This is a genomic window from Acidisphaera sp. S103 (assembly GCF_009765975.1).
GTDB lineage: Bacteria > Pseudomonadota > Alphaproteobacteria > Acetobacterales > Acetobacteraceae > Rhodopila.
In genome coordinates this window covers 222,087-246,171 of sequence record NZ_LMUJ01000031.1, presented here as the reverse complement: position 1 = coordinate 246,171, position 24,085 = coordinate 222,087, and the positions used below count along the sequence as shown (strand labels likewise).

Here is a 24,085-nt window from a genome sequence, read left to right as displayed (position 1 = left end):
CCGTGCTCCCTTGGGGCGGTTATTTCGCGTCGCGCCCTACCCAGCCCAGGCGGTCACGAAATCACGGGCTTCCGGGCGGGGGATGGGCGACGGCCCACCCACCTGCGTGCCGATATACAGAAACCCGACGATATTATCGTCCTCGGCCAGCCCGAGCGCCGTCTTGACCACTGGATCATAGGCCGGCGCGCCGGTCTTCCACACCGCGCCATACCCTATGGCGGGCGCCGCCAGCATGATCGTCTGCGCCGCGGCCGAGGCTGAGGCGATCTGCTCGATCTCCGGTATCTTGTTGCCTTTGCGGACTTTCGCCGCGACCGCGACGATCACCGGCGCGCGGAACGCCTTGTCGCGTTCGCGCTGCAACTCAATGTCGGTCGCCGTGGGATCGCGCCGCCGCAGCGAATCCGCCATCAGCGCGCCGAACGCCGCGCGGTGGGTTTCATCGATCACGACGAACTGCCAAGGCCGCAGCCGCCCGTGGTCGGGGGCGCGCACGGCACTGTCGAAAATCCGGTTCAGTTCCTCGGCCGAGGGGCCAGGCGATTCCAACTTCAACGCCGATTCCCGGCTCAGCATCAGTTCAAGAGCGTCCATGGTGGGTCCTCCTTGCGCGACAAACTAAGCGTGTCCGGCGGTTTCGCCAACCAGAGACCGCCGGTTGTGCCATCCAACTTGTCGTCCCCGGACCTCTGCGCCATGGTGCCGCCGATTGGAGGCAGCAAGTGACCCGAATCCTGCACCGTTCCGGCGCCATTCCGCCCATTGCCGTCCGGGGCGAGGGCATCTATCTGCATACCGAAGACGGACGCGCCATCATCGATGGGTCCGGCGGGGCCGCCGTCGCATGCCTGGGTCACGGCAACCGCCGTGTGGCCGAGGCCATCGGGCGCCAAGCGGCCGCCATGGCCTATGCGCATACCGGCACGTTCTCCAACCAGCCGGCCGAGGACCTCGCGGACATCCTGCTTGGCGACCAACCGGGGGGATTGTCCCGGGCGTGGTTCTGTTCATCGGGGTCTGAGGCGAATGAGGCGGCGATCAAGCTGGCGCGGCAATATTTTCTGGAGATCGGTCAGCCTCAGCGCACCCGCACGATCGCTCGCCGCCAATCCTATCACGGCACCACGCTGGGGGCTCTGGCGGCCGGCGGCAACATGATGCGACGCGCCTATTTCGAGCCGATCCTGAGCCAGACGCACAGTTTGGTTTCCCCCTGCTTCGCTTATCGGTTCAAGCACGACGGTGAGACGGACGCGCAGTATCTGGATCGGTTGACGGCGGAACTGGACGCGGAATTCCAGCGCCTCGGCCCCGATACGGTGATGGCGTTCCTTGCCGAACCGGTCGTCGGCGCCACAACGGGCTGCGTCACCGCCATTCCGGGCTACTTCGCCGCGGTGCGAGCGATTTGCGACCGTTACGGTGCCCTGCTGATCCTGGATGAGGTGATGTGCGGCATGGGCCGCACCGGCACCATGCACGCCTGGGAACAGGAAGACGTCACCCCCGATATCCAGGTCATCGCCAAAGGTCTCGGCGGCGGCTACCAGCCGATCGGCGGCATTCTGATCGCAGATCGGATCGTGCGTGCCCTGGCTGATGGCTCCGGCGGGTTCCTGCATGGCCAGACCTACCAGGCGCACCCCGTCGCCTGTGCGGCGGCGCTGGAAGTCCAAAGGATCATCCGTGAGGACAAGCTGGTCGCCAATGTCGCGGCCATGGGTCACCGGCTGGAATCCGCGCTGCAAGAACGGTTCGGTAACCACCGCCATGTCGGCGACATTCGTGGACGCGGCCTGTTCTGGGCCTTGGAGTTCGTGACCGACCGGGGTTCCAAGCAGGTCTTTGACCCGGCGTTGAAGCTGAACGAACGGGTCAAGACCCAGGCGATTGCCCGCGGCCTCGCCACTTACCCGATGGGTGGCACGATCGACGGCAAGCTAGGCGATCACGTCATCGTCGCCCCGCCCTACATCGTGACCGAGGCTGATATCGACACGATCGTGGAGCGGCTGGGCGAAGCAGTGGATGCCGCTCTTGCCAACCTCTGAACGTAGTACGAACCGGCATTGAGGCCGCCTCTTTCTTCGTCATAATCCGGACTGACTGGCGCCGGTCCATGACGAATCAGCGGGGTCACGACGAATCGCGAGTGCCGAGCCATGACGAAGCGGGCGTTGGCCCCCAACCGGGTTCGGCGTTCGCGACGCGCAGGGGCACTTGCATTTCCTCGCCGTCCGTCTGACAGAGAATGATCGGGAGGAACGAAGTTGCTCGGTTACGATATGAAAGCGGTGCCCAGGATCACGCGACGGGCGGCGATCGCGACCGCGTCTGCCACCATGGCGCTGCGCCAGGTGCATGCCGCCGAGTCGCCGGCGCTGCGGCTGGGAATCTTGCAGTTCGGCACCATCCAATGGGTGGCCGACGTCATCCGCCGCCACGCACTCGACCGCAAGCACGGCTTCACCCTGGACACCGTGATGCTGGCCAACATCGACGCCGGCCGTGTGTCGCTGATGGCCGGCGCCAGCGACATCGTCGTCTCCGACTGGATATTCACCGCCGTCCAGCGCGCGTCGGGCACCAAGCTATCCTTCGCCCCATTCTCCAGCTCCTCCGGCGGAATCATGACTGCCGCGCAATCACCGATTCGCAGCCTGGCGGACCTGCGCGGCCGCAAATTGGGCGTCGTCGGGGGACCGGTCGACAAATCCTGGCTCATCGTCCAGGCAGCCGGGCGAGCGACGCAAAACATCGATTTGGCGACCGCCGCGACCGTGGTCTACGGCGCGCCCCCCCTGCTCGGTGCCAAGCTGAAGCAGGGCGAACTGGACGCCGTGCTGACCTTCTGGAACTTCGCGGCACAATTGGAGGCAGCCGGCTTCCGCCAGGCGGTCTCGGTCGCCCAATGCGCCACCGCTCTGGGCATCTCCCCGCGCATGAGCCTGATCGGGTTTGTCTTCCATGAGGATTGGGCAAAAGCCCACCGCGCGACCGTCGACGGCTTCCTCGCCGCCGTCGCCGACGCCGAACGCCTGCTGGCCCAATCCGACGCCGAATGGCAAACCATCCGCCCGCTGATGAACGCCGACACCGACGCCCTGTTCACCCGCCTGCGCGACCGCTTCCGCGAAGGCATCGCCCACGAGGACACGGCCGGACAGACCAAGGCGGCCGACAAGATGTTCGCGGTCCTGCACGCCACCGGCGGATCGCGCGCCACCGGCGGCATCGACACACTGCCACCGGGGATTTTCTGGCCGCCCGAACATGAGGCGACCTGACCGGCTGGCGATGGGTATCGCCGGCCGCGACCGTCTGTTGTCCCTCGCCGGTTTCCTGGCCGTCTGGTGGATCGCCGCGAGGGTCGCCGCTTCCCCCACGCTGCTGCCGTCCCCCATGGCGGTCGCCCTCTTCATCGGCCGAGAATGCGAGGACGGCGCGATGCCCGCCGCCTTCGCCGCCACCCTGCTGCGTGTCGTCGTGGCGTTCGGCGTGGCGATGGCGGGCGGCACCGTGGTCGGCTACGCGGCGGGACGATCGGGCCGAGCGAACGCCTGGCTAGATCCCTGGGTGGTGATCGCGCTCAACCTGCCGGTCCTTGTCGTCATCGTGCTGGCCTACATATGGGTCGGGCTGAACGACACCGCCGCCGTGCTGGCGGTGGTCATCGCCAAAGCCCCGACCGTCGTGGTGACCGTCCGTGAGGGCACCAGGGCGCTGGATCCCGGACTGGCCGAGATGGCCGCCGCGTTCCGCCTGCCGCGCTTGCGGCGCCTGCGCCACGTCGTGCTGCCGCAATTGCTGCCGTATCTTGCCGCCGCCGGCCGCAGCGGGCTGTCGATCACCTGGAAAATCGTCCTGGTGGTGGAATTGCTGGGCCGCCCCAATGGCGTCGGCTACGTGTTGAACCTGTATTTCCAGAACTTCAACGTCACCGGCATCCTCGCCTACGGCCTGGCCTTCGCCGGCCTGATGCTGTTGGTCGAAGCCGCCATCCTGCAGCCGCTGGAACGCCGGACCAGTGCGTGGCGATCCGATGTTTGAGGCCCGTATCGACCGCAAGGTCTTCGTCGCCCCCGACGGCACCCGTCGGCAGGTGCTGCGCGACGTCCGCGTCTCCATCGCCGGCGGCGAGGTGATCGCGCTGCTGGGTTCGTCCGGCATCGGTAAGAGTACGACCTTACGCATTCTCCTCGGCTTGGACACGGCGTTCGACGGCGCGGTACAACACCGCGACTGGCGGATCGGCGTGGTGTTCCAGGAGCCGCGGTTGCTGCCGTGGCTGACGGTTGCGGACAATTTGCGCCTGGTGGTGACGGACGGAATGCCGCAACCGGATATCGGCGCCTTACTGGAGATGGTGCGCCTTCCCAACGCCGCCGACTTGTACCCCCGCCAGCTCTCCCTCGGCATGGCCAGACGAGCGGCGCTCGCCCGGGCGCTGGCGGTTTCGCCGGAGCTGCTGGCGCTGGATGAACCGTTCGCATCGCTGGACCCGCAGCTCGCGGCGGCATTGGCGGACGTGGTGGGCCGCTGGACGCGCGACACCGGGGCGGCGGTGCTGCTGGCGACGCACGATCTGGCGCAGGCGCTGCAGCTTGCCTCCCGCGTGCTGGTGCTGGCAGGCACGCCAGCCACACTGGCGGCGGATGTGCCGGTGCCCGCCGGCAACGACGCCGCCACCCGCGCGGCATTACAGGCAGACCTGGCCAGCCGGTTTCCGTTCTTCACAGCAAACGGAGACGGATTGCCCGGCGCATCACTAACGGATTAGGCTGAGCCAAGGGAGAAAAATGCCGATGCCGAACCCGCGCACCGCCTTGTTACTGGCCTTTGCCGGCATCGCCACGATGTGCACCGGCCGGGATGCCTCAGCGGCCGATCGGTTTTTCCTCTACAACCTGACAGCATCGACGACATTCACGGGTGTCTATCTCGCCCCGGCGGGATCGGACCACTGGGGCAGCAACCAGGCCCTGAACGACAAGGACAAGGCAGTCGATCCGTCGGAGCGGCTGCAGATCAAGGGTATCGAACGCGGACAATTCGACGCGAAGATCGTCGACAAGACTGGACGAACCTGCATCAAGCGCGCCATCGATCTGGGCAAGGACACCACGTTCGATATCCGCGACAACGATCTGAAAAACTGCCACTAAACCAAAGCAAAGGGAGAGCGGTGTGATAGTATCGGTAATGTACCAAGTCGGTCCGGGTCACAAATTCGACCTGGACTACTACATGAAAACCCACGTGCCGCTGGTTGGCCGGCTGTGGGGCTCCTCTGGCCTGAAGGGCGCCCAGGTGCTGCAAGGGGCCGGTTCCCCCAGCGGTGACCCGGCGATGTTTCACATCATCGCGCTGCTGGACTTCGAGTCGCTGGACGCCTTCAAATCCGCCGCCGCCGCGCACGGCAAGGAAGTCCTCGGCGACATCCCCAACTTCACCGACGTACAGCCGACAATCCAGTTCAACGATCGGCTGGCCTGAGTTCCGTTTACCGTCATGGCCGAACGGCGTCCCGGCGATCTGCACACCGACGGATGAAGCGCAGATAGCCGGCATGACACACGGGCGGAGCGCCCGTCCGTGCCGGCCGCTACTGGATCCGCGACCCGTCCGCCTTGTAGGTTTTCAAAAACGCGATCACGTCGTTCACTTTCGCCGGGTCTTTGATCCCGGGGAAGATCATCTTCGTCCCCTTCACCACCTGCTGCGGATTGGCGAGATACTTTTGCAACGTCGCCTCATCCCACGTCAGTCCGGAATTCTTGTTGGCCGCCGAGTAGCTGTAGTCGGGATACGTTCCCGCCGGCCGGCCGACCACGCCGTTCAGCACCGGTCCGACGAAGTTTTTCGCGGTCGGGCCGATCTGGTGGCAGGCGCGACAGACGACGAACGCTTTTTCGCCCGCCGCCACGTCCTGTGCGACGGCACGGACGGAAACCGCGCAGCCCAGCGCGACAATGATCATACCCCAACGCGTCACGAAGCCTCCCACCGTCCTCTCGGGAACGTTGCCAACAAAACCGAAGGATTATCGGTCTTTTCGAGCCGGATAGTCCCCGATGCGTCTCGTGACTGTCAATTGGTCCCCTGGTTCGGCTTTGCGAACGAACACTGGGACGGCGGGATCACAAATCCTCGCCCTCCTGACCCGGCCAGGCGCAGCGATAGGAGGCGATGCGGTCATTGGGGTGGTCGCCGGCCCATTGCGCGAGGTAAGGCTGCGCCTGCATCATACAGCTTTTCAGGGAGCCATTCGACTCAAACTCGAAATGCTTCTCGGAGCATGCATTCGGATTGAGCAGGGAGCAAACCATCACGATCAGCTCGACGATGTTCATGGCAACCTCCGCGTTTCGGGTCGATCGATGCCGCGGAACAAAAACCAAGCAGAACCGGGCGCGCGCGAATGACCGTTATTTAAGATATTATAGCCGCGATGTGATCTTAAAGGCCACGATTGGTTGCGCGTCGCTCGAACACCAGGGAAGAAGCGGGATTATGACCTCAGCACACGCCCTTGCGGCGGCTATAATGGGCGGCCTGCTGCTCGCCACGCCTGCGGCGCACGCGGCCTCACTTCAGACGGCCGTGTTTGCATTCGAACTTGACGATACCAGTTTGCAAGGCGCGATGCGCGGACCTGATGAGGCCGACCAGGCACGCCTGCATCAACTCGACGCGCAATTGCAGACCGCACTGGCACAATCGTCCCGGTATGAGGTGGTTGTAGTCGCCACCGATCCCTCCACCCCGTCCTGGTGGACCTGCGACGGGTGCGAGGTGGACGCGGCGCGCAAGGCTGGCGCCCGGTTCTCGGTGATCGGCTGGGTGCAGAAGGTCTCAAACCTGATCCTGAACATCAACGTCGTCGTCCGCGACGTGACCACGGGCCAGCGCGTGGCGGCGGGCAGCGTGGATATTCGCGGCGATACCGACGAATCCTGGACGCATGGCCTATCCTTTCTTTTACGCAACCGTATCCTCAACAGCGGCCAATAGAGCGTCGGCCGGAACGCCCCGAATGAACGGGGGGATTTCACGATGCCCCCAACAGCCGCGGCAAACCACTTTCCTAACCGCGGAAGATGCGCTAACCTTCCCTGTGCTGGGGGCAATCGTTCCCGGAGTCTTTGATTTCTCGAAAGAAAAAGATAGGAGACGACCTATGGCATGGACCCGCCCGACACTACGCGAAATCTGCCTCGGCATGGAAATCAACGGGTACTTCAGCGCCCGCGTCTGACGCCGCGGTTCGATTGACCAAGCAGAATTGGCAACCCCACCCGGTTGCCCTCGTGCTCGGGTCGGCTGCCGGAGGCGGTTTTCCACAATGGAATTGTGGATGCCGTCAATGCAGCCTGGCCCGCACAGGAGACTCGCGCGTCCGCCCGGCCACCCAGGCCAGCGTCGCGGTCACCGGAAATGGTGAAAATTGGCTCCTCATCGGCGCCTCGCCCGACCTCCGCCAGCAAATCTCCCAATCCCCCCATCTCTGGCCGCGCACACCGACCCGGGATTCACCGATCACGGACGTGCTACTGATCGGCGGCGACATCGACGCCATCGCCGGCCTGCTGGTGCTGCGCGAACGCCAGCCCTTCACCGTCTACGCCCCGGTCGAACTGCTCGATCTGCTGGCCACCAACCGCGTATTCGACGTCCTCGACCCCACGATGGTGCGCCGCGTGGCAATCAGGCCGATGGAACCCTTCACCTGCGCCGGCAACCTGACCGTGACCCTGCTGACCATGCCGGGAAAGGTGCCGCTGTTCCTGGAAAACAACCGCAACGCGGCGGCCGAACCCGAATCCGCCGCAACCTACGCCGCCCAGATCCAAACCGCCGGCCGCATCGTCATCGTCGCCCCCGCCTGCGCCGACATCACCGAACCCGTCCGCACCCAACTCAGCCAGGCCGACGTCCTGTTCTTCGACGGCACGCTGTTCACTGATACCGAAATGATTGCCGCCGGCCTGGGCAGCAAGACCGGCCGCCGCATGGGCCACACCCCGATCAGCGGTCCCGACGGCACCCTGACCAGGCTTGCCGATCTGCCCGGCCGGCGTATCTTCCTGCACATCAACAACACCAATCCGATCCTGGTGAACGACTCCCCCGAACGTCGGGCCGTCGAAGCCGCCGGGTTCGAAGTCGCCTATGACGGGATGGAGATCGACCTATGAGCAACGTCCTAAGCGGCAGCGAACTGGAAGCGCGCCTGCGCGAGATCGGCGCCAAACGCTACCACATCCTTCACCCGTTCCATCGGATGCTGCACACCGGCAAGTGCAGCAAAGGCCAGGTGCAAGCCTGGGCACTCAATCGCTACTACTACCAGGCGATGATCCCGCTGAAGGACGCATCTCTGATCGGCCGCTGCGAGGATCAAGCGCTGCGTCGCGAATGGCGCAAGCGCCTGGACGACCACGACGGCGACGACGACCGTCCCGGCGGGATCGAGCGCTGGCTGAAACTCACAGACGGCCTCGGCCTGGATCGCTCCGACGTCACCTCCACCCGCCTGCTGTTGCCCGCCACGCGCTTCGCCGTGCAGGCCTATGTCCATTACGTGCGCGAACGCAGCATGCTGGAAGCCGTCGCCTCCTGCCTGACCGAATTGTTCTCCCCGCAGATCATCACCGAACGCATGAGCGGAATGCTCGCGAATTACGACTACGTAACGGCGGACATCCTGTCCTACTTCGACAAACGCCCGCCGCAGGCTGAACGCGACGCGACGTTCGCGCTGGATTGGGTCAAGCAGCACGCCGTGACCGCCGAACAGCAACAGGCAGTGATGGACACGCTGATTTTCAAATGCGACGTGCTGTGGAGCATGATGGACGCCCTGCATCACGCCTACGTGACCCCGCGCCTGATCCCGCCCGGCGCGTTCGTGCCCCATGACTCCGATGCCTGACCTCCCCGAACGCCCGAAGCTGGCGCCCGGCGTGCGCCTGCACTTCGACAGCACGCGCAACGCCTGGGTTCTTCTGTCCCCGGAACGGGTGATCGAGGCCGAAGGCCCCGCCAACGAAATCCTCCGCCGCTGCGACGGCACGCGCACCGTCGGCGAAATCATCGACGAACTTGCCGTCGTCTTCGCCGCCGATCGCGCCCTGATCGAGGGCGATGTCACCGACATGCTGCGCGACATGGTTGCGAAACGACTGCTGGCGCCATGACCGGCATCCCGGCGCCGCTGGGCCTGCTGGCCGAACTGACGCACCGGTGCCCGCTGGCCTGCCCATACTGCTCCAACCCGCTGGCGCTGGACGACCGCACCACCGAACTCGACACCGCCACCTGGGCGCGCGTGTTCCGTGAAGCCGCAGCAATGGGCGTGCTGCAAGTCCACCTGTCGGGCGGAGAACCCGCGTCCCGTCGCGACCTCGTCGACATCACCGCCGCCGCCAGCCAGGCCGGCCTTTACACCAACCTGATCACCTCCGCGATCGGCCTCGATCGAGACCGCCTGGCCCGCCTGCAAACCGCCGGCCTGGATCATGTGCAACTCTCCGTCCAGGACATCGAGCCCACATCCGCCGACCGCATCGCCGGCTACCCCGGAGGCCACGTCCGCAAGCAAGCCTTCGCCGCCTGGGTCACCGAACTCGGACTGCCCCTGACGGTGAACGCCGTCGTCCACCGCGCCAACATCCACAACCTCTCAGCCCTGGTCGACTACGCCGTCTCGCTCGGTGCCGCCCGCGTCGAGATCGCCCACGCCCAATACTACGGCTGGGCGCTGCGCAACCGAGACGCCCTGATGCCCACCCGCGAACAAACCGATCGCGCAATGGCCGAGATGGACAGCATCCACGCCCGCCACGCCGGCCGCGTGCTGATCGACCTGGTGATCCCGGATTATTACGCCAGCCGCCCGAAACCCTGCATGGGCGGCTGGGGCTTGCGGTCGCTGAACGTAACCCCCTCCGGCATGGTGCTGCCCTGCCACGCCGCCCAAACAATACCCCTGGAATTCTGGTCGGTCCGAGACCACCCCCTGGCCGACATCTGGCAAAACGCCCCAGCGTTCCAAGCCTTCCGAGGCACCGACTGGATGAAAGAACCCTGCCGGTCCTGCGAATTCCGAGACCGCGATTTCGGCGGTTGCCGCTGCCAGGCCCTTGCCATCACCGGCGACGCCGCCGCCACAGACCCAAGCTGCGACCTGTCCCCCTATCACACGCAGCTCCTGGGCATGGCCGAACAAGCGGCGGCGGTGCGGGACACACACTACGTTTATCGTGGGCGACCGGTGGTTTCCGGCTGATTCGCCGTACCGTGGGATTGATCCACCACTCCCTGGTGGCGGACGTCTCGGATCCACGCCGAGGCCGGTGTGTCAATGTCAGCGCGACGGTATAAGATATTCGCGGAGGGAAGGATCGCCATGACGCTACGCATTTCGGCGCTCGCAATGACATTCGTGCTGGCCGGATTCGGCGCCTGGGCCCAGAGTCCGACTGTCACCAGCCCAGACGCCACGCCACCCGAAACGGCCGGCGCCGTGAACGACTACCCGACCGCGGCCCGAGCGGAATACGTGTTTGCCTGCATGGCCACCAACGGTGAGACCCGGGACGCGCTCGATCACTGCTCCTGCGCGATCGATACGATCGCCGCGGCGCTGCCATACAGCCAATATGAAAAGGCCGAAACCATCCTCCGCATGCGCCAGGAGGGCGGCGGCTACCTGGCGCAGGAATTCCGCGTCACCGAAAGCAACAACATGCTGCGCGACCTTCAGGAAGCCCAGGCGGAAGCCGACGTCAGTTGCTTCTGACCCGGCCGGCCCCGGAAGCCTTCAGGCAGCATCCTGCGCGGGAAACGAACCGCTGAAGTGCTTGCCGTCGCTGTCGCTACCGTCGACGCGAAACGTTTTCGCCTCATTCGGCTTGAAACTGAACCGGAACGATGGGTTCTCGGAGATCGATATCCCCCCCTCGACCGTCAGCAGAAGCTGATCGCCCTGCCATATCCGCAGCTTTTCCACGAAATCGGCGGGAATATACAGCCGCGTGAGCTGGTCCATCTGCATCCCCGAGTAATTCGGATGCCGCACCATGACCTGCGCCTCCCGCTGGGCGGGATCGGTCGCTTGCAGCTCGCGGAACCGCAGCGTTCCGACCGGTATGGCGTCCGCCGTCTGCTTCAGTGCCGGCGCCGAACATCCGCCCGCCGCCTTCACATAGCGCGTGGCCATGTAAAGCTTGCCGTCGCTGAGTTCGGCGACCGCATGCACGTTGGTGTAGTCGTCGACGCGAACACGGGTGGCGATGCTGTCGATACCGGCATGCGGCTCCAACGTGAACACCGCCGCCACCGGTGACGGATTGGCGTCGATCACCAGGGTGATCTTGCGCACCTGCCTGGGGTCATCCGCCGCCAGCGTCGTGTGCAGCGTCACGGGCACCACGGCGGCGTCCTCAGCGCGATAGGGTGCGTCGATCGTCAGCACGTTCGTCCCGTCCTCCAGCGCCCGGTCGGGGAAGATCTGCGGGGCGAGCGCGGGCCACGGATCGGCATCGGCGGCCATGGCGGCGCGCATGCGGGGCGCGATCAGCAATGTGCCTGACAGGGCGCCCAGGACGGCGCGTCTTCCGGTTCGCCCGAACCCGGCGGCGTGATCAATCGTCGGCATGTCGCCTCCTATCCGGTCTTTACTCGCATATAGTATAATCTGTACGGCTTCGACAGTCCTGGTCGTCCGATCCCAACGCTTGACTCCCGGGCGTCGGCTGAATTGGCCCACCCAACTCACCGGGATGCCTATTCCCATTCCAGTTCGCTGAATGCCGCCGTGGCGTTACGCGGATTATAGTCGTCGAACAGTTGCCAATGCCCGCGTTCGGATTGGCCGATCAGCGGTACCGCCTTCGCCAGCGGCGTGCCGGCGGCGATGAGCCGGCGCGCATCCGCTTCCACGGTCAGCAGATAGCGCCGCTCATCATCCAGTGCACCCGGCCACGACCCGATCCGGTGCCCATGCCCAGGCACCACGCGTACGGCCGACAGTTCGGCCAGTCGCGGCAACACGTCCAGCCAGCCCTTCAGGCTGCCGTCGATGACCGGAATGTGATCCAGGAACACCAGATCCCCGGCAAACAGGGTATGCGTTCCTTCATCCAGCACTGTCAGGTCGCAATCGGTGTGGGCAGGCGGCGACCAGGCCGTCAGCAACAGTGTCCGGCCGCCCAGATCCAGCGTCATCGTGTGGTCCACCAACACGGTGGGGGGGATCAGCCGGACCTGGTCGATCGCGGCGGCGCCGAGAACGTCGCGGAACGAATGCAGATAGAACGGACCATGTGCCCGCATGGATGCCGGCAGGTTATGGTGTCCGACGAAAGTCGCGCCCGTATTGGCGAATGCTGCATTGCCGAAGACATGATCCGGATGCTCGTGCGTGTTGATGACATAGCGCACCGGCTTGTCCGTCAGTTTTTGCACGGCTGCCCGGAGGGCCCGGCCAACCGCGACGCTGCCGCCGGTATCGATGACCGCCACCGCGTCGCGCCCGACAACGATGCCGAGATTGGCGATGTCGCCCGCGTTTGCGGCCGTGGTCATGGCGACCTGCCCGAAATGCACGTAGTCTCCGTCGGCGATCTTCTGGATCGCGAAGGGTTCGGTCTGCGCGTGGGCCGGCAGGACGAGGGCGGCGAGCATCCATGCTGCAAGTGCGAACGTGGCGGCTCGGAGTCGCATGGTCTTCCTTTCCCGATCGGCGGATGCGGCAATACCTGCGGCGCCGCAAACAACTTCCCGCCTATCACGGCACCGGTTCCGTGAATATCGACGATACAATCCGTTTCGATGATGAACATTCATGATGCGCCGCATCATTTCTCACGGAAACGTGTGCCGCCACCGTATCGCGGCGCTAACGAATAAACCTGTTGCTGTCTCACCACGACAGCATTATGGTTTTTGCAACCGACTTCTAGGCTACCTGTAAATCGGGAGGACAGGTAAAACCTCGAAGACAGTGCATCGTCGAGCAGGTGTTACGGGCGACCCTGGCCCCCTTCTCGCAGACGCTGTCGTGACACGCTGTCGGAAGTCTCTTCCTGATCGGATCGCCCGGTCGGCGTGGCAGGTTTTTCTTGTACTCGTCCATCGGTCGTCAAATGGCGAAGGGAAAAAACAAAATGGGAAGAATGTCTCGCAACGGGTTGCTGGTGACAGGGGCGCTTCTGTCATCCGTCCTGATGGCGTCAGGGTCCATGGCGCAAACCACGGCATCAGCGGCGGGCAAGGATTGGACCACGCCGGCTGGCACCATGAGCGGCCAGCGCTATTCCAGCCTGGACCAGATCACCAGCAAGAACGTTGGCAAACTTCAGGTCGCATGGACGTTCTCGACCGGCGTGCTGCGCGGGCATGAGGGCCAGCCCCTCGTCATCGGCAACATGATGTATCTGGACGCACCTTTCCCCAACACCGTCTTCGCCCTCGACCTCGATCACGATGGCAAGATCGTGTGGAAGTATGAACCGAAACAAGATCCCAATGTCATTCCCGTGATGTGCTGCGACACCGTCAACCGCGGCGTGGCCTACGGCGACGGCAAGATCTTCCTGCATCAGGCCGACACCACGCTGCTGGCGCTGGACGCAAAGACCGGCAAGGTGGTCTGGTCGGTGAAGACCGACGATCCGTCCAAAGGCGCAACCGGCACCGATGCGCCGCTTGTGGTCAAGGACAAGGTCTATGTCGGCGTGTCGGGCGGTGAGTTCGGCGTGCGCGGCTGGTTCGCGGCCTACAACGTGGCCGACGGCAAGCAGGTCTGGCGCGGCTATTCGATGGGTCCGGACAGCGACACGCTGATCGTTCCCGACAAGACGACCGACCTGGGCAAACCGGTTCCCGCCAATTCCAGTGAGGCGAGTTGGCAGGGCGACCAGTGGAAGATCGGCGGCGGCGATACCTGGGGATGGAAATCGTACGACCCGAAAACCAACCTGATTTTCTACGGTTCGGGCAACCCGTCCACCTGGAACCCGAAGCAGCGGCCCGGCGACAACAAATACTCGATGACCATCTGGGCCCGCGATGCCGACACCGGCGCGGTCAAGTGGCTGTATCAGATGACGCCGCACGACCAGTGGGACTATGACGGCGTCAACGAGATGGTACTGGTCGACCAGAAGATCGACGGTAAGGACCGGCATCTGCTGGTGCACTTCGATCGTAACGGCTTCGGCTACACGCTGGATCGCGATACCGGCGCGTTGCTGGTCGCGCAGAAATACGATCCGGCGGTGAACTGGGCCTCCAAGGTCGACATGGACCCGAAAAGCCCGAATTACGGCCGTCCGGAAGTCCTGCCGCAGTATTCGACCGAACACGGCGGCGAGGACGTGAACACCACCAACATCTGCCCGGCCGCCCTGGGTTCGAAGGATGAGCAACCCTCCGCCTTCTCGCCGCAGACCGGCCTGTTCTACGTGCCCACAAACCATGTCTGCATGGACTACGAGCCGTTCCGCGTGTCCTACGTCGCGGGCCAGCCCTATGTCGGCGCGACGCTGTCCATGTATCCGCCGAAGGGCGATACCAACATGGGCAATTTCATCGCCTGGGATGCCACCAAGGGTAAGATCGTCTGGTCGTTGCCGGAACAGTTCTCGGCTTGGGGTGGTGCGCTCGCCACCGCCGGCAACGTCGTGTTCTATGGCACGCTGGAAGGCTACCTGAAGGCGGTGGACGCCAAGACGGGCAAGCTGCTGTATAAGTTCAAGACCCCGTCCGGCATCATCGGCAACGTGATGACCTACGAACACGCCGGACGCCAGTATGTGGCCGTGCTGTCGGGTGTTGGTGGCTGGGCCGGAATCGGTCTCGCCGCGGGCCTGACGGATCCGCATGCGGGCCTCGGTGCGGTCGGCGGTTATGCCGCGCTCAACCAGTACACGTCACTCGGTGGCTCGTTGACCGTCTTCGCGGTGCCGCAGAACTGAAACCTGTCTGGATTGATTTGATACAGGGCCGGTGACTCGGCGATAAACCGAGTTCCGGCCCTTTTTTCGCCCGACCCTCAAGGATGACCAGTGTGACGAAACACGCACGTACTTTTGCTATCGCCTGCATTTTCACATGCCTGAGCACGAGTTTCGTATTTGCGGACAAGCCGGGCAATCCGGCAGCGGTGACGTCTCAGGATGGCAAATACGCCGACAAGGACGGCAACCCCACCTACAAGGTGGACAAGGACGGCAAAGTCGATTTCTACAGTTATATCGGTTTCGTCCGCTATTCGGCCAACTGCCTGCAGTGCCACGGCCCCGACGGCCTGGGGTCCACCTACGCGCCATCGCTTGTCGATGCGCTGAAAAGCATCGACTACGGCACGTTCCTCGCCACCGTCGCCGGCGGCAAGAAGGACGTGTCGGCGTCCCAGCAACTCGTGATGCCGTCGCTGGGTGAGAACAAGAACGTCATGTGTTATATCGACGCGATCTACATTTACCTGCGCGGCCGCTCCGACGGCGCCATCGGCCGGGGGCGTCCAGCGGCGCACGAATCGAAACCGGCCGCATTCACCACCGCCGAAGATAGTTGCATGGGATGAGGAACGCTCAGCAGCAACGCGCGATGAATCTTATCTTCCGTAACGGCCGCCAGCTTGCGTTGGCGATCTGTCTGTTCGGCATGCTCGCGGTGCGGGCGCATGCCCAGGCGCCGGGCCTGGGCGGGTCGGTGGAGCTGGTCGATCCGAAGGTGCTGCGTGTCTGCGCCGATCCGCGCAGCATGCCGTTTTCGGATGAGGCGCACGAAGGCTTCGAGGACAAGCTTGCGGAATTGTTCGCCCAGAAACTCGGGAAAACGCTGTCCTACACGTATTATCCGCGTGCGATCGGGTTCGTGCGCAACACGCTGAACGCGCTGAAATGCGACGTCGTCATGGGCGACGCACAGGGCGACGATATGGTGCAGACCACCAACCCCTACTACCACGCCTTCTACGTGCTGGTGGTTCCGGCCGGAGGCGGTCTCGGCGACGTCAAATCGCTGGAAGACCCACGCCTGAAAGGCAAGCATATTGGGGTGATCGCCGGCACGCCGCCGGCGACAGTCATGGCCAATAACGGACTTATGGGTGATGCAAGACCATTCCCGCTGATGGTCGATACCCGAGTCGACGCGCCATCCAAGTCGATGATCGATGAGATCATTTCGGGGTCGTTGGATGCCGGCGTCCTGTGGGGGCCGATCGGCGGTTACTATGCCAAGCATGCGTCCAAACCGCTGACCGTCATCCCGCTGATCCAAGAACACGGTGTGCCGATGGATTTTCGGATCTCGATGGGGGTGCGGCACAGCGACCAGGATTGGAAACGCACCCTGAATCGCCTGATCAGCGAAAACCAGGATGCTATCAACAAGATCCTCATCGGCTACGGCGTTCCGATCGTCGATGAGGAGGGCAAGGCGATCACCCAATGACGGGCCTGCCGCGCCCGCTCCTGCGATTGGGTGTGTTGCTGGGCCTGGTATTGTGGGCGACGACGGGTTTGGCTGCCTCGCCGCCTGAACCGGCGGGTTATCGCACCAGCGATTATCGTTCGCCCGTGCCGGCAACGGTCAACGACAAGCCGGTCCTGACGACACAGCAGGCGGCGGCGCTATGGCGGGATCATGCGGCGATCTTCGTCGATACCTTGCCGCAGGCGCCTCGGCCCGCCGAGCTTCCGGCGGGTACGATCTGGCACAGTAAGGTCCGCGAGGACATACCAGGCAGCATCTGGTTGCCGGATACCGGTTACGGGCAGTTGCCGGCGGTGATGGAAACGTATTTCGAGGACAATTTGCGTGATGCCACCGGCGGGGATCGGGGCCGGCATCTGGTTTTCTACTGCCTCGCGAATTGCTGGATGTCGTGGAATGCCGCGAAGCGTGCCATGGACCTGGGTTACACGCTGGTGGATTGGTATGCCGGTGGGACCGATGAATGGGCGGCGCAGGGCCTGCCGGTGGAACCGCGGGAGCCGAAGCCCCGGCCGTAATGATTTGGCGGGCAGGGCAACGGAACGCCTGGCCGCCAAACAACGGCCGGTTCAGCCAAGATTCTGCTGGATCGCCTGCGACAGTCCATACAACCGCTGCTCGATCGTCGTCGCCACGTCGCAGGCGAAGCGCAGGGACTGCCGCCTTGTCTCGAAAAACTGTTGATCCCACAACAGATGCTTTGTCAGGTCGGCGACTTTCGCGTCGTCCGGAGGCGTACTAGTTTGCGCCGCACGCAGGCCCTCGCCTTCCTGCCGCAGATTGGCCGCGAGGACCTTCTGGCGCTGGCCGAACCGGTCCAGTCCGTCGATCACCTTGCGCCGCTCCTGGTTCAGCACATCGAACACACCCGCGAACACCAACACCAGTTCGTGCTGCTTGTCATCGCCAGCTTGTTTGGCGAACGCGGCGATCCGCTGACCGGCCTCATCCATCGGTAGCCGTCTCTGGGTGACGGCACCGACCAGGGACGCCACCGCCGCATCCTTTTGCCAGTCGGCGGTCGCCGCATCGATCGCCGGGCCGTTCCAGAAAGATCCCACGGACAATTCGCTGACCTTCACCTGCTCGCAGGGCCAGTCGGGGTCGCTGTTGCGCGGCGCGGCCATCGCCAGGGAACTCGCACCAGCCAGCAGTGTCGCAAGCAGAAGCGTCCGTTTCATCCGGGTCCTCCTCCGCGGCGCACCAGCAAGCCCTTGGCGGGATCGTAGGCGACGATCGCGGCGATCATGAACACGGCGGTCATCACCACGACCACCGCCAGTGCGATGGGATCCAGCTTGCCGTAGAGCGAGAAGCGGATCAGTTCGATTCCATAGGTAAACGGATTCAGCCGGCAGATCAGGTAGACCGTCGGGCTGGATTGCTGCACCAGCCACAGCGGATACAGCGCAGACGAGGCGAAGAACATCGGGAAGATCACGAAATTCATCACGCCCGCGAAATTCTCCAGTTGCTTGATCATCGACGACAGCAACATCCCCAGCGCACCCAGCATCAACCCGACCAGGATGAGCGCCGGCAGCACGGTCAGCCACGACCATGGCGGCAGATCGACTCCCCAGAGTTCGGCGACGATCAGGAACGCGGCGACCTGCAGGATAGAGACCGCGGTGCTCGCCAGCAATTTGGAGACCAGCAGGTACCAGCGCGGAAACGGGCTGACCAGCAGCATGCGCATGTTGCCCATCTCGCGGTCGTAGACCATCGACAGGGACGACTGCATGCCGTTGAACAGCTGGATCATCGCGATCAGGCCGGGGGTCACGTAGACCTCGTAGAGGACGTAGGTCTCATAGGGCGGGATGATGGACACCCCCAGGATCTGGCGAAACCCGGCGGCGAAGATGAACAGCCAGACCAGCGGGCGCACCAGGGCCGAAACGAACCGTTCGCGCTGGTGGACGAAGCGCAGCCCTTCCCGCCAGGTGATGCCGCGCAGGCAGATCAGATGCTGCCTGAAGGTGAAACCCTGTGCGATGGCCGTCATGCCGCGGGCTCCCGCGATCCGGTCAGCGAGGTGAAGGCGCCGCGCAGATTGTCCGCACCGGTCTGTGCCACGACGTCGGATACCAGGCCGGCGGCCATCCGCTTGCCTTGATGCAGGATCACCACGTTGTCGGACGGTTCGATTTCATCCAGCAGATGCGTGGTCCACAGCACAGCTACGCCGCGTTCGCGCACCAACGTCCGGACATGCGTCACGATCGCGAGCTTGGAGGCGATGTCCAGTCCAACTGTCGGCTCATCCAGCACCAGCAGACGTGGGCGATGCAGCAGGGCTCTGGCGATTTCCACGCGGCGCATCTGGCCGCCTGACAGGTTGCGTGCCTTGTCACGGGCTCGTTCCGCCAGTTCCACCTCGGCCAGCACGTCCGCCGCGCGTTGGCGCGCTTCGTAGCCGCCGATGCCGTGGAGGGAAGCGTGGAAGAGGAGGTTTTCCCTGATCGAAAGATCGAGATCGAGCGTGCGGGCCTGGAACACCACGCCGAGTTGGCGCAACGCCTCTCCCGGCTCGCGGTCGATCCGATGGCCGAGGACGCTGATGCTACCGGTCTTGGTGTCGAACAGCCTTGTGATCAGCGACAGCAGCGTCGTCTTGCCCGCGCCGTTGAGGCCCAGCAGAGCGGTGAACTGACCCTGTCCGACGGTGAGCGTAACGTTGTCCAACGCCTTGCGGGCGCCATAGGCATGACTGACCCCGGTCACCGACAAAGCGGGCGTCGTGACGACTTCATCGTCGGTCAACGCCGTCACCACCGTCATTGCGCCGCGACCGCCACGCCCCAGGGCAACCGGCCGACCTGGATCGACTTGATGACCTTCTGGTCGGCGACGTCAATGACGGAAATATCGTTCGAAAGCCCGTTGGTGGTCAGCAGGTATTTTTCGTCCGGCGTGAACGCCATCTGCCAGACTCGCTGACCGACCAGCAGGTATTTCTCGACCTTCTGTGTCTTGGTGTCGATCACCGCGACCCGGTTGGCCGGCCCCAGCGCTACGAACGCGGTGGCGTCGTCCTTGGTGAAGCGGATCCCCACCGGCTGGATTACGTCCGAGCGCAGGCCCTGGACGGCAAAATTGATCTTGCCGACGACCGCACGTTTCGCCGTGTCTATGATGCTGACGGTGCCCCCGAGTTCGGAGGAAACCCAAACCTGCGAACCGTCATGCTTGAACATCGCGACCCGGGGACGGGCATCGACCAGCACGTTCGCGACGACCTTGCGCGTCTGGTAGTCGATGAAGTGCGCCATGTTGGTCGTTTCGGAGGTGTTGACGATGGTCTGGCCGTCCGGGCTGACCGCCATCCCCTCCGGTTCCACACCCGTTGGAATCTGCGCAAGCACCTTGCGCGTCGGCACGTCGATCACCGTGACCATGTTGTCGTTTTCGTTCGACACGTACAGCGGATTGCCGGAATCGCGCAGCGCGAAGGTCTCCGGGTCGGGCCCGGAGGGCAGGCTGCCGACGATCTGCAGCGTCGCTCGGTCGATGATCTGGATTGTGTCGTCGTCGCTGGCGCAGACCAGGATGTCTTTCTCGTCCTTGGTCAGCAGGATGCCGCGGGGGCGTTGGCCGACATCGATGGTCTTGATCGTTTTCATCTGGTCCATGTCGACGACGCTGATGGTGTTGTCGCGTTCGTTCGATACGTAGGCGGTCAGGGCGAAGGCATTGCCGCTGGCCAGCAGGATGCCGATCGCGGCGACCAGGATCCGGTTCATTGCAGTTTGCATTTCGTCTCCGGACGGTCGATGCCCAGCGTATCCAGCTCCGTCACCTGATGCAGGAACCCGGGTTGCGGGGAAATTGAAACAACAGTCCGGCCGTCCGCCAGCAGGATGGGTTGGCGAAGCTGCCAGTCCCAGTCGCGCAGCGTCAGGCGCTGTCCCTTGTAGGCGGCGATGCCGAAATCCGACCCTTTCATGTAGGCCATGATCTTGTCGGGATCGCTGCTGCCGGTGCGGCTGGCCGCCTCACCCACCATACGCACGCCGGTCCAGGCCTGCATGTCCAGCGGCATCATCTGCCGGTGAAACAGCCGCTCGAAGCGGTCTTGCAGTTGCGTGCCGCCCCAGGATTCGCTGCTGGCGTCCCAGGTCGTCGGCTCCAGCCCTGCCGAACCCGCCACCGGCCGAGCGTCCCAGGTGCGGAACGGCAGGTAACCGGCGAACACCTCGTTCTCATCGGCCGCGATCAGCACGTCGTAGTCGGGCGCGCCCTGCGTCTGCCTGGGTATCTGCTGCTGGGTCTCTGCCACGCCCGAATCGGTTTCCCGTGACCCGCCGGTGTCCGCGAAGAGCTTCTCCGCCACGATCTTGGCGCCGAAGCGGGTGGCGGTGCGGCGATAGGCGTCGGCCAGCAGCTTGTCCTCGGGATGCGAGCCGTAGACCAGGTACCAGCGGGTCCATTTCTTCCAGACCAGATATTGCCCCACCGCATCCGCCAGCATGGCACGCGAGGGCGCCACATGGATCAGGTCGTTGCGGCAATCCTGCTGGCGCAGCGTGTCGTCGGGCGCGGCCAGGTTGAAGACCGTCATGCCGTGCGCCCGCCCGGCGTCCGCCAGCTTCAGCACGGCGTCGGCCGGCAGGTCGGTCATCACCAGCTTGACGCCCTTCGTCGCCAGCCCCTCCAGCGCCGCCACGACATCGGTGTTCGGGTGCACCGGCACATCGATCAGCGCGAAGCTCTGGCCTTGCAGCCGGCCGGTCGTGTTGTCGTCGTCCAGCCCCAGCGTCGCGCCCGCCAATCCGGCATTGGGCGTCGGCTTGTCGAGCAGCGAGATCGTCGGATGCCGCTCCATCGACCTTATGTAGCCGATCTGGATCGCCGGCTCATCCGCCCGGGCGGTCGACGGCAAGGCGGAGGCGGCCAACAGCAAGGCGACCGCATGGCGCCGGCTTATGCCGTTGCGCACATTTCGATTTGGACGTTTCATGCCGCCAAAGTGGGACAACCGGACATTCCCCGCAAGCCGCCAGGAGGGCAGAAAGACAGCCAATGATGATGCGACCGCCGCATTTCGCGACAGGGTTTCGGGATCGTGAACAATCCTTTCTTTCCAGCAACCGGATCGTCCGTGTTGGGACCCTTCGCGCAGGCATCAGGATGGCGATCATACTCTCATCGTCATGGCCGCGCGTGTCCCGGCCATCCGCGCACCGGAGGACGAAGCGCGGATGGCCCGGACTTCGCCGGGCCATGACGGATAGAAACAGCCTGTCCGCGGGGCTCCTTCGATGACCCGCATGCTGGCTTCGGTGAACGGACCGGCGGAGGCGGACATCGCCCTGGCCGCCGGCGCCGACATCATCGACCTGAAGGACCCCACCCGAGGCGCCCTGGGCGCCGTCGCCACCGATGTGATCCAAGCCACCGTGCAGTCTGTCCGCGGGCGCCGCCCCGTCAGCGCCGTCGCCGGCGATCTGCCGATGCGGCCCGACCTGGTCGCGGCCACCGTGCGGGACATCGCCGCCACCGGCGTGGATTACGTCAAGCTGGGCATCTTCCCCGACGGCGACCCGGCCGCCTGCATCAAGGAACTCGCCGCGATCGCACCACACACGAAACTCATCGCGGTCTTCTTTGCCGACGCGGCACCTGACCTCTCCCTGCTGCCGCTGCTGAGGCAAAGCGGCTTCGCCGGCGCGATGATCGACACCAGGGGGAAATCCGCCGGCCGCCTGCTGGATCATTTCGATGTCACCCGCCTGCGCGGCTTCGTCGTCGACTGTCGCGCCCTGAACATGATCGCCGGCCTGGCCGGCTCACTCGAACCACCCGATATCCCCCGCCTGCTGGTCCTGGCCCCCGATCTGCTTGGTTTCCGAGGTGCACTGTGCGGTCCCGGCGGCCGAACCGCCGCGCTCGATCCCGAACGCGTGCGGGCGGTGCGTGACCTGATCCCGCTGGAAGGTTTGGACACCACGGTGCACGAAGTGGACTACCGCCTGCTGGCGGCGCGCGGCTATGCGCCGGAAGCGCCCGGTGACGATGTGCCGGTCGATCTGGTGCTGGTGGATGATTTCATTCTGCCCGTATTCATCGGCGCCTATGCAAGTGAACGGGACTCTCCGCAGGACGTCCGGTTCGCCGTCACCGCCTCGGTGATGCGCACCGGCCGCGCCGCCGAGGACATGCGCGATGTCTTTTCCTACGACCTGATCACCGACGGCATCCGGATGCTTGTGGGGGCCGGCCACGTGGCGCTGGTGGAAACGCTGGCCGAACAAATCGCCGCGACGGTGCTGGGCCATCCGCGCGTGACCAAGGTGGTGGTGCGGGTGCAGAAGCTGCAAACCGGCTCCGGCATCGTTGGTGTCGAGATCGAGCGCACCCAAACCGCCGCCCGCGCCGCCGAACGGCCGCTGCTGGCCGAAGCGGCGCCCAAATCGTGATCCGCGGCCCCACCGTGGTGAAACTCGGTGGCAGTCACGCACTGTCGCCGTTGCTGCGGCCGTGGCTGGATGCGATCCGCCAAGGCGCCGGCGATGTCGTCGTGGTGCCCGGCGGCGGCCCGTTCGCCGATGCGGTGCGCACAGCACAGCCCACGATGGGCTTCGACGACAACGCCGCACACGACATGGCGATGATGGCAATGGCGCAGTATGGCCGAGCACTGACCAGCCTCGCCGATGGGTTCGTCTACACCGACACGCTGACCGCGGTGCGGGAAGCGGTGGCCCATGGCGACATCCCGGTCTGGTCGCCCTGGCCGGGATTGCGGTCACATCCGGACATCCTGCGTTCCTGGGACGTCACTTCCGACAGTCTGGCCGCATGGCTCGCAACTGCCCTGAACGCGCGCCGCCTGGTGCTGATCAAGCATCGAGCGCCCGCCCCGACCGGCGGCGACGACCTGCTGGACGCCGCCTTCCCGCGCTTCACCCGGCACTTTCGCGGCACCATCGCCATCGCCGGCCCCGACGACCTGGCCTCGGCGGACACGCTGTTCGCCACCCATTCCCCCGCCGGCGCCTGACCATGGCCCGCAAGCGGCCCCCCCGCTGGGCTTGGGCACTCACCGGATCGGGGCATTTCTTCACCCAGTCGCTCGATATCGTGCGCGCCCTGGGGGACGTCGACCTGTTCGTCAGCCGCGCCGCCGCCGAGGTCGTGCGTATGTACAAAACCGATCTGAACCTGCCAAAAGGCTGCCAAGTCTATCGCGACACCACCGCCAGTGCCGCCCCAGTGGCACGCTTCTACCATGGCGACTACCACACCGTCGTCGTTGCGCCGGCGACGTCCAACACGGTGGCGAAATGCGTCGTCGGCATCTCCGACTCCCTGGTCACCAATGTCTTCGCGCAAGCCGGCAAATGCCGCGTTCCCGCCATCGTCTTTGCCTGCGACAGTGCCCCGGAGATGGAAACCGAAGCCCCCGAGGGCATAGTCAACGTCTACCCCCGCGCCATCGACCTTGAGAACACCACCCGCCTGGCATCATTCGAGCGAACCAAGGTGGTGCTGACCCTGGCCGATCTGGAATCCGCCATCGCCGAACGCCGCCGTGTGCTGCGGGACACACCATGACAGCGTCGCC

General features: G+C 64.6%; 30 protein-coding genes. 20 read left to right on the top strand and 10 right to left on the bottom strand.

The features are described from left to right. Positions 1 to 36 precede the first annotated feature (36 nt). Entirely contained in the window at positions 37 to 597 is a 561-nt protein-coding gene (locus GSQ89_RS05670; RefSeq protein WP_158922870.1) for a nitroreductase, read from the bottom strand. Between the two features lie 128 nt (positions 598 to 725). Between GSQ89_RS05670 and GSQ89_RS05665 the strand changes: the two genes are divergently transcribed. The 6 genes from GSQ89_RS05665 to GSQ89_RS05640 all read left to right on the top strand — a co-directional run bounded on the left by GSQ89_RS05665 (position 726) and on the right by GSQ89_RS05640 (position 5,499). Next, the gene (locus GSQ89_RS05665; protein ID WP_158922868.1) at positions 726 to 2,054 is read left to right on the top strand and encodes an aspartate aminotransferase family protein; all 1,329 of its coding nucleotides are present in this window, start codon (positions 726 to 728) and stop codon (positions 2,052 to 2,054) included. A 219-nt stretch (positions 2,055 to 2,273) separates the two neighbouring features. Next, a complete protein-coding gene (locus GSQ89_RS05660) occupies positions 2,274 to 3,290 on the top strand; it encodes an ABC transporter substrate-binding protein (RefSeq protein ID WP_158922866.1) in 1,017 nt (338 codons plus the stop codon). Further along, complete coding sequence (locus GSQ89_RS05655) at positions 3,277 to 4,053, top strand: ABC transporter permease (protein WP_254073093.1); 777 nt, start codon at positions 3,277 to 3,279, stop codon at positions 4,051 to 4,053. Before GSQ89_RS05660 ends, GSQ89_RS05655 begins: the two co-directional genes overlap by 14 nt. Continuing rightward, entirely contained in the window at positions 4,046 to 4,783 is a 738-nt protein-coding gene (locus tag GSQ89_RS05650) for an ATP-binding cassette domain-containing protein (protein ID WP_158922864.1), read from the top strand. The genes GSQ89_RS05655 and GSQ89_RS05650 overlap by 8 nt, the downstream gene beginning before the upstream one ends. A 25-nt stretch (positions 4,784 to 4,808) precedes the next feature. Further along, positions 4,809 to 5,168 carry a hypothetical protein gene (locus GSQ89_RS05645; protein WP_158922862.1) on the top strand — a complete coding sequence of 120 codons (360 nt, stop codon included), beginning with the start codon at positions 4,809 to 4,811 and terminating at the stop codon, positions 5,166 to 5,168. 22 nt (positions 5,169 to 5,190) lie between these two features. Then, positions 5,191 to 5,499 (top strand): EthD family reductase, encoded by a 309-nt coding sequence (locus tag GSQ89_RS05640; RefSeq protein WP_216856023.1) that lies wholly within the window; start codon positions 5,191 to 5,193, stop codon positions 5,497 to 5,499. A gap of 109 nt (positions 5,500 to 5,608) precedes the next feature. Here the strand turns inward: GSQ89_RS05640 and GSQ89_RS05635 are convergent, their stop codons facing one another. Beyond that, positions 5,609 to 5,998, bottom strand: a complete 390-nt coding sequence (locus GSQ89_RS05635; RefSeq protein ID WP_254073092.1) for a cytochrome c family protein — start codon at positions 5,996 to 5,998, stop codon at positions 5,609 to 5,611. 145 nt (positions 5,999 to 6,143) lie between these two features. Further along, on the bottom strand, positions 6,144 to 6,356 hold the full coding sequence (locus GSQ89_RS05630) for a hypothetical protein (protein WP_158922860.1): 213 nt from the start codon (positions 6,354 to 6,356) through the stop codon (positions 6,144 to 6,146). Here GSQ89_RS05630 and GSQ89_RS05625 point away from each other — a divergent pair. The 7 genes from GSQ89_RS05625 (at position 6,355) to GSQ89_RS05595 (ending at position 10,807) form a co-directional block, all read left to right on the top strand. Continuing rightward, complete coding sequence (locus tag GSQ89_RS05625) at positions 6,355 to 7,017, top strand: DUF3280 domain-containing protein (protein ID WP_216856022.1); 663 nt, start codon at positions 6,355 to 6,357, stop codon at positions 7,015 to 7,017. The two genes, GSQ89_RS05630 and GSQ89_RS05625, sit on opposite strands and share 2 nt — an antisense overlap. Next, positions 6,968 to 7,261: a pyrroloquinoline quinone precursor peptide PqqA gene (gene pqqA, locus GSQ89_RS40005; protein ID WP_371734214.1), complete on the top strand. Its 294-nt coding sequence runs from the start codon at positions 6,968 to 6,970 to the stop codon at positions 7,259 to 7,261. The genes GSQ89_RS05625 and pqqA overlap by 50 nt, the downstream gene beginning before the upstream one ends. 52 nt (positions 7,262 to 7,313) lie before the next feature. After that, the gene (gene pqqB / locus GSQ89_RS05615; protein ID WP_158922856.1) at positions 7,314 to 8,201 is read left to right on the top strand and encodes a pyrroloquinoline quinone biosynthesis protein PqqB; all 888 of its coding nucleotides are present in this window, start codon (positions 7,314 to 7,316) and stop codon (positions 8,199 to 8,201) included. Next, on the top strand, positions 8,198 to 8,938 hold the full coding sequence (pqqC, locus tag GSQ89_RS05610) for a pyrroloquinoline-quinone synthase PqqC (RefSeq protein ID WP_158922854.1): 741 nt from the start codon (positions 8,198 to 8,200) through the stop codon (positions 8,936 to 8,938). Before pqqB ends, pqqC begins: the two co-directional genes overlap by 4 nt. Continuing rightward, entirely contained in the window at positions 8,931 to 9,203 is a 273-nt protein-coding gene (pqqD, locus tag GSQ89_RS05605) for a pyrroloquinoline quinone biosynthesis peptide chaperone PqqD (protein WP_216856020.1), read from the top strand. The genes pqqC and pqqD overlap by 8 nt, the downstream gene beginning before the upstream one ends. Beyond that, on the top strand, positions 9,200 to 10,294 hold the full coding sequence (pqqE, locus tag GSQ89_RS05600; protein WP_158922850.1) for a pyrroloquinoline quinone biosynthesis protein PqqE: 1,095 nt from the start codon (positions 9,200 to 9,202) through the stop codon (positions 10,292 to 10,294). The genes pqqD and pqqE overlap by 4 nt, the downstream gene beginning before the upstream one ends. Positions 10,295 to 10,414: 120 nt before the next feature. After that, a complete protein-coding gene (locus GSQ89_RS05595) occupies positions 10,415 to 10,807 on the top strand; it encodes a hypothetical protein (RefSeq protein ID WP_216856019.1) in 393 nt (130 codons plus the stop codon). A gap of 21 nt (positions 10,808 to 10,828) precedes the next feature. On the opposite strand, the gene GSQ89_RS05590 is transcribed toward GSQ89_RS05595, so the two are convergent. Both GSQ89_RS05590 and GSQ89_RS05585 read right to left on the bottom strand, forming a co-directional pair. Then, positions 10,829 to 11,665 (bottom strand): quinoprotein dehydrogenase-associated SoxYZ-like carrier, encoded by an 837-nt coding sequence (locus tag GSQ89_RS05590; RefSeq protein WP_158922848.1) that lies wholly within the window; start codon positions 11,663 to 11,665, stop codon positions 10,829 to 10,831. 128 nt (positions 11,666 to 11,793) lie between these two features. Further along, complete coding sequence (locus GSQ89_RS05585) at positions 11,794 to 12,732, bottom strand: quinoprotein relay system zinc metallohydrolase 2 (RefSeq protein ID WP_216856018.1); 939 nt, start codon at positions 12,730 to 12,732, stop codon at positions 11,794 to 11,796. A gap of 443 nt (positions 12,733 to 13,175) precedes the next feature. On the opposite strand from GSQ89_RS05585, the gene xoxF5 reads away from it, so the two are divergent. The 4 genes from xoxF5 (at position 13,176) to GSQ89_RS05565 (ending at position 17,033) form a co-directional block, all read left to right on the top strand. Then, positions 13,176 to 14,987, top strand: a complete 1,812-nt coding sequence (gene xoxF5, locus GSQ89_RS05580; protein ID WP_371734213.1) for a lanthanide-dependent methanol dehydrogenase XoxF5 — start codon at positions 13,176 to 13,178, stop codon at positions 14,985 to 14,987. Between the two features lie 92 nt (positions 14,988 to 15,079). Beyond that, positions 15,080 to 15,598 (top strand): c-type cytochrome, methanol metabolism-related, encoded by a 519-nt coding sequence (locus GSQ89_RS05575; protein ID WP_216856017.1) that lies wholly within the window; start codon positions 15,080 to 15,082, stop codon positions 15,596 to 15,598. A gap of 23 nt (positions 15,599 to 15,621) precedes the next feature. Next, entirely contained in the window at positions 15,622 to 16,473 is an 852-nt protein-coding gene (locus tag GSQ89_RS05570; RefSeq protein WP_158922844.1) for a substrate-binding domain-containing protein, read from the top strand. Then, complete coding sequence (locus GSQ89_RS05565) at positions 16,470 to 17,033, top strand: PQQ-dependent catabolism-associated CXXCW motif protein (RefSeq protein ID WP_158922842.1); 564 nt, start codon at positions 16,470 to 16,472, stop codon at positions 17,031 to 17,033. The genes GSQ89_RS05570 and GSQ89_RS05565 overlap by 4 nt, the downstream gene beginning before the upstream one ends. A 51-nt stretch (positions 17,034 to 17,084) precedes the next feature. On the opposite strand, the gene GSQ89_RS05560 is transcribed toward GSQ89_RS05565, so the two are convergent. From GSQ89_RS05560 to GSQ89_RS05540, 5 genes are read right to left on the bottom strand one after another with little or no spacing between them, the layout of a single operon-like run. After that, a complete protein-coding gene (locus GSQ89_RS05560) occupies positions 17,085 to 17,696 on the bottom strand; it encodes a hypothetical protein (protein ID WP_158922840.1) in 612 nt (203 codons plus the stop codon). Next, entirely contained in the window at positions 17,693 to 18,523 is an 831-nt protein-coding gene (locus GSQ89_RS05555; protein WP_158922838.1) for an ABC transporter permease, read from the bottom strand. Before GSQ89_RS05555 ends, GSQ89_RS05560 begins: the two co-directional genes overlap by 4 nt. Beyond that, the gene (locus tag GSQ89_RS05550) at positions 18,520 to 19,290 is read right to left on the bottom strand and encodes an ABC transporter ATP-binding protein (RefSeq protein ID WP_371734217.1); all 771 of its coding nucleotides are present in this window, start codon (positions 19,288 to 19,290) and stop codon (positions 18,520 to 18,522) included. Before GSQ89_RS05550 ends, GSQ89_RS05555 begins: the two co-directional genes overlap by 4 nt. 5 nt (positions 19,291 to 19,295) lie before the next feature. Then, positions 19,296 to 20,273, bottom strand: coding sequence for a YVTN family beta-propeller repeat protein (locus GSQ89_RS05545; protein ID WP_216856016.1), 978 nt, complete (start codon positions 20,271 to 20,273; stop codon positions 19,296 to 19,298). Then, entirely contained in the window at positions 20,258 to 21,457 is a 1,200-nt protein-coding gene (locus tag GSQ89_RS05540) for an ABC transporter substrate-binding protein (protein WP_254073090.1), read from the bottom strand. Before GSQ89_RS05540 ends, GSQ89_RS05545 begins: the two co-directional genes overlap by 16 nt. A gap of 322 nt (positions 21,458 to 21,779) precedes the next feature. On the opposite strand from GSQ89_RS05540, the gene GSQ89_RS05535 reads away from it, so the two are divergent. The 3 genes from GSQ89_RS05535 to GSQ89_RS05525 are packed head-to-tail and all read left to right on the top strand — an operon-like array spanning position 21,780 to position 24,075. Further along, the gene (locus GSQ89_RS05535; protein WP_158922834.1) at positions 21,780 to 22,937 is read left to right on the top strand and encodes a (5-formylfuran-3-yl)methyl phosphate synthase; all 1,158 of its coding nucleotides are present in this window, start codon (positions 21,780 to 21,782) and stop codon (positions 22,935 to 22,937) included. Continuing rightward, positions 22,934 to 23,521, top strand: a complete 588-nt coding sequence (locus tag GSQ89_RS05530) for a hypothetical protein (protein WP_158922832.1) — start codon at positions 22,934 to 22,936, stop codon at positions 23,519 to 23,521. The genes GSQ89_RS05535 and GSQ89_RS05530 overlap by 4 nt, the downstream gene beginning before the upstream one ends. Positions 23,522 to 23,523: 2 nt before the next feature. Beyond that, positions 23,524 to 24,075 carry a flavoprotein gene (locus tag GSQ89_RS05525; RefSeq protein ID WP_158922830.1) on the top strand — a complete coding sequence of 184 codons (552 nt, stop codon included), beginning with the start codon at positions 23,524 to 23,526 and terminating at the stop codon, positions 24,073 to 24,075. Positions 24,076 to 24,085: the final 10 nt, after the last annotated feature.

Excerpts from the sequence above, each read along its gene's own strand:
- GSQ89_RS05545 (WP_216856016.1), bottom strand. The coding sequence starts at position 20,273 with ATGCAAACTGCAATGAACCGGATCCTGGTCGCCGCGATCGGCATCCTG.
- GSQ89_RS05560 (WP_158922840.1), bottom strand. The coding sequence starts at position 17,696 with ATGAAACGGACGCTTCTGCTTGCGACACTGCTGGCTGGTGCGAGTTCC.
- GSQ89_RS05630 (WP_158922860.1), bottom strand. The coding sequence starts at position 6,356 with ATGAACATCGTCGAGCTGATCGTGATGGTTTGCTCCCTGCTCAATCCG.
- GSQ89_RS05670 (WP_158922870.1), bottom strand. The coding sequence starts at position 597 with ATGGACGCTCTTGAACTGATGCTGAGCCGGGAATCGGCGTTGAAGTTG.
- pqqD (WP_216856020.1), top strand. The coding sequence starts at position 8,931 with ATGCCTGACCTCCCCGAACGCCCGAAGCTGGCGCCCGGCGTGCGCCTG.
- GSQ89_RS05585 (WP_216856018.1), bottom strand. The coding sequence starts at position 12,732 with ATGCGACTCCGAGCCGCCACGTTCGCACTTGCAGCATGGATGCTCGCC.
- GSQ89_RS05565 (WP_158922842.1), top strand. The coding sequence starts at position 16,470 with ATGACGGGCCTGCCGCGCCCGCTCCTGCGATTGGGTGTGTTGCTGGGC.
- GSQ89_RS05570 (WP_158922844.1), top strand. The coding sequence starts at position 15,622 with ATGAATCTTATCTTCCGTAACGGCCGCCAGCTTGCGTTGGCGATCTGT.
- GSQ89_RS05555 (WP_158922838.1), bottom strand. The coding sequence starts at position 18,523 with ATGACGGCCATCGCACAGGGTTTCACCTTCAGGCAGCATCTGATCTGC.
- GSQ89_RS05595 (WP_216856019.1), top strand. The coding sequence starts at position 10,415 with ATGACGCTACGCATTTCGGCGCTCGCAATGACATTCGTGCTGGCCGGA.
- GSQ89_RS05650 (WP_158922864.1), top strand. The coding sequence starts at position 4,046 with ATGTTTGAGGCCCGTATCGACCGCAAGGTCTTCGTCGCCCCCGACGGC.
- GSQ89_RS05590 (WP_158922848.1), bottom strand. The coding sequence starts at position 11,665 with ATGCCGACGATTGATCACGCCGCCGGGTTCGGGCGAACCGGAAGACGC.
- GSQ89_RS05625 (WP_216856022.1), top strand. The coding sequence starts at position 6,355 with ATGGCAACCTCCGCGTTTCGGGTCGATCGATGCCGCGGAACAAAAACC.
- GSQ89_RS05525 (WP_158922830.1), top strand. The coding sequence starts at position 23,524 with ATGGCCCGCAAGCGGCCCCCCCGCTGGGCTTGGGCACTCACCGGATCG.
- pqqC (WP_158922854.1), top strand. The coding sequence starts at position 8,198 with ATGAGCAACGTCCTAAGCGGCAGCGAACTGGAAGCGCGCCTGCGCGAG.
- pqqE (WP_158922850.1), top strand. The coding sequence starts at position 9,200 with ATGACCGGCATCCCGGCGCCGCTGGGCCTGCTGGCCGAACTGACGCAC.
- GSQ89_RS05535 (WP_158922834.1), top strand. The coding sequence starts at position 21,780 with ATGACCCGCATGCTGGCTTCGGTGAACGGACCGGCGGAGGCGGACATC.
- xoxF5 (WP_371734213.1), top strand. The coding sequence starts at position 13,176 with ATGGGAAGAATGTCTCGCAACGGGTTGCTGGTGACAGGGGCGCTTCTG.
- GSQ89_RS05655 (WP_254073093.1), top strand. The coding sequence starts at position 3,277 with ATGAGGCGACCTGACCGGCTGGCGATGGGTATCGCCGGCCGCGACCGT.
- pqqA (WP_371734214.1), top strand. The coding sequence starts at position 6,968 with ATGGCCTATCCTTTCTTTTACGCAACCGTATCCTCAACAGCGGCCAAT.
- GSQ89_RS05645 (WP_158922862.1), top strand. The coding sequence starts at position 4,809 with ATGCCGAACCCGCGCACCGCCTTGTTACTGGCCTTTGCCGGCATCGCC.